The sequence below is a fragment of the Acetatifactor sp. genome, assembly GCF_982438285.1.
The window spans coordinates 1-2999 of record NZ_CEWDFQ010000360.1 but is presented as its reverse complement, the minus strand read 5'-3'; the positions used below and the strand labels follow the sequence as shown (position 1 = coordinate 2999).

Below are 2999 nucleotides of genomic sequence, written 5' to 3'. Positions count from 1 at the left end.
GAATAGGTTCCCGCCACACTGGCAGCCGTCCCCACAGAAAAAATATCCCAGGGCATAATAGGCGCCGAGCGGAAATTCAGCACATAATAATTGGCCAGACCCACCAGCATAAAAAAGCCGCTCTGCAGCAAAAGCGCTGCGCGGACACTCCTCAACACCCCGAACAGGAAAAGGGCCGCAAGCTCATAAAAGGCAATGTTTAAAAGCTGGGTTTTGAAATCCATATCCGTCAGGGGATTGTGGGTATAAAAATCAAACAAGTAAAAGGTAACTGCCGGACAGATTACAAGAGCTGCGCAGGATGGCAGCTTCTGCCTTGTAATCCCCAGACTTTTTAATCTCTCCCAAAAAAAGCCGGCAATTGCCCGGAGTACTACCCATATGGGTTTTTTCTGCAAGTAATCCATAATTGTCATCCTCTTTTCTTGTGCTCATTTTAAAGCAACTAAGTAGAAATAACAATTTATGAATTGCATATATTTCCTACAATTTCCGACTTATTTTTGTTAATTTTTACGATTTTTTTACAATAATATTACATATTGTTACTTTACTTCGTATTTTCCGGCCTCCTTCAGGCGCAGGATGGCTCTGGCCAAAGACGCCTGGGACACATGATACTCCTGAATGCTCTGTTTCTGGCGCAGCTGCTCCTTGGCCCGCTCCAGGGCCTGCTCCGCCCGCACCCTGTCAATGTCCTCCGGCCGCTCCGCTGTGTCCACCAACATAGTTACACGGTTATTGGCAATGTGCACGAAGCCGATTCCCACCACTGCCCGGTGATAGTCCTCTTCTTCCTTCTCCTTAAAGCGGACTTCTCCTTCTTTGGTGGCGATCACCATATTTTCATGATGAGACATAATGGCAATTTCCCCGTCCAGCGCAGGCACCACGATAATGCCGCACTTTCCGCTATAGAAAACCTTATCGCTTGCAATAATCTTTAAATTAAACGTATTCATCCATCTGGCCGCCTTTCCGGTTCGGTTTTACATCTGCTGGCCCATCATCTTCTTTGCCTTTTCCAAAGCCTCATCAATGGTGCCCACATTGAAAAAGGCTCCTTCAGGATACTGATCCATCTCACCGTTTATAATAGCACGAAAGCCTCTGATGGTCTCCTTCACAGGCACATATCTGCCAGGTACGCCGGTAAAATTTTCCGCCACATGAAAGGGCTGGGACAAAAAGCGCTGAATTTTTCTGGCCCGGTATACCGTGACCTTGTCCTCCTCTGAGAGCTCCTCCATGCCAAGAATTGCAATAATGTCCTGGAGCTCCTTGTATTTCTGGAGCATGGCCTGCACTTCCCTGGCCGTCTCATAATGCTCCTTTCCCACCACATCTTCCTCTAAGATACGGGAGGAAGATTCCAGCGGGTCCACCGCCGGATAAATTCCCTGCTCTACAATCTTTCTGGAGAGTACGGTAGTGGCGTCCAGATGAGCAAAGGTGGTGGCAGGCGCCGGGTCGGTAAGGTCGTCCGCAGGTACATAGACCGCCTGCACGGAGGTTACGCTTCCCTTGTTGGTGGATGCGATTCTCTCCTGCAGCTCACCAAGCTCTGTGGCCAGGGTTGGCTGATAGCCAACCGCAGAGGGCATACGCCCCAAAAGCGCCGACACCTCGCTGCCAGCCTGCACGAAACGGAAAATATTATCAATAAACAAAAGCACATTCTGGTGCTCTTTATCCCGGAAGTATTCCGCCATGGTAAGTCCCGTTTCCGCCACACGCATACGGGCTCCCGGCGGCTCATTCATCTGTCCGAATACCAGCGCTGTTTTTTCCAGTACGCCGGATTCCTTCATCTCCGTCCAGAGGTCGTTTCCCTCCCGGGAACGCTCTCCCACACCAGTAAAAATAGAGTACCCGCCGTGCTCTGTGGCAATATTGCGGATCAGCTCCTGTATCAGCACCGTCTTTCCCACACCGGCGCCGCCGAACAAACCGATTTTTCCGCCCTTTGCATACGGGGCCAAAAGATCAATGACCTTGATGCCGGTCTCCAGCATTTCCACTACAGGACTTTGCTCTTCAAAGCTGGGCGGATCTCTGTGGATGACCCAGTGCTCCTCCTGCTCTAAGGATTCTCCTCCATCAATGGTCTCACCCAGCACGTTGAACAATCTCCCCAGCGTTTTTTTCCCAACAGGCACCTGAATGCCCTTTCCGGTGGCCGTAACCTCCATATCCCTGCAAAGTCCGTCGCTGGACGCTAACATGATACAGCGCACTGTATTGTTGCCGATATGCTGAGCCACCTCCATCACAAGACGCCTGCCGTCACAGGTCACCTCCAAAGCATCCTTGATAAAAGGGAGGTCATTGTTTTCAAATTCCACGTCAACCACAGGTCCCATAACCTGGACGATTTTTCCTTGAACCTTATTCAATGCAGGAAACCTCCTTTCTTGTCTTTTTCTTCTTTTTCTGTGCCTTTGCGCCTGCAACCACCTCGGTAATTTCCTGGGTAATCATAGCCTGGCGCACCCTGTTAAATTCTATGGACAAATCATGGATCATTGCGGATGCGTTTTTATTTGCCGCCTCCATGGCCATCATTCTGGCATTCTGTTCACTGCAGAAGGATTCTACCAAAGCTCCGTATACATATCCCATAATGCAGTCCGGGATAATATTGTTTAACACTGCCTGGGGAGAAGGCTGCATCACAAGCTCCTCCTGATAAATGCCAGCCTTAAGTGCCTCTCTGTCTGCAAAATCCTCCGCCGCCATAGGAAGCAGCTTCAGAATCTGCGTCTCTGTGGTGATGCTGTTCTTCATACTGGTATAGATAAGGGAAACCTCATCCAGCTCCTCTGTCTTAAACTGCTCTAAAACAGTCTCACTGATAATGCGGGCCCGGTGGAGGGTAGGATTCTGCGCCGTATAGTGAAACTGCTCCGCCACGGGAATTCCCTTAGCCGCAAAATATTGACGCCCAAGCTCTCCCACTACAAACAGCTTGCACCGCCCGCCTGTCTCCATCTGCTGCC

The 2999-nt window shown here is 50.1% G+C and carries 3 protein-coding genes and 1 pseudogene; all 4 read right to left on the bottom strand.

What is annotated here, in order from left to right; translation table 11 throughout:
• Nucleotides 1–407 (bottom strand): annotated as a pseudogene (locus AC1WIP_RS13875) (hypothetical protein); the annotation flags it as partial.
• A gap of 138 nt (nucleotides 408–545) precedes the next feature.
• A complete protein-coding gene (gene atpC / locus AC1WIP_RS13870) occupies nucleotides 546–962 on the bottom strand; it encodes an ATP synthase F1 subunit epsilon (protein ID WP_481142383.1) in 417 nt (138 codons plus the stop codon).
• 27 nt (nucleotides 963–989) lie between these two features.
• Nucleotides 990–2396 carry a F0F1 ATP synthase subunit beta gene (atpD, locus tag AC1WIP_RS13865; RefSeq protein WP_481142382.1) on the bottom strand — a complete coding sequence of 469 codons (1407 nt, stop codon included), beginning with the start codon at nucleotides 2394–2396 and terminating at the stop codon, nucleotides 990–992.
• On the bottom strand, nucleotides 2389–2999 hold a 611-nt coding region (locus AC1WIP_RS13860; protein ID WP_481142381.1), incomplete at its 5' end, for a F0F1 ATP synthase subunit gamma. The genes AC1WIP_RS13860 and atpD, both read right to left, overlap by 8 nt.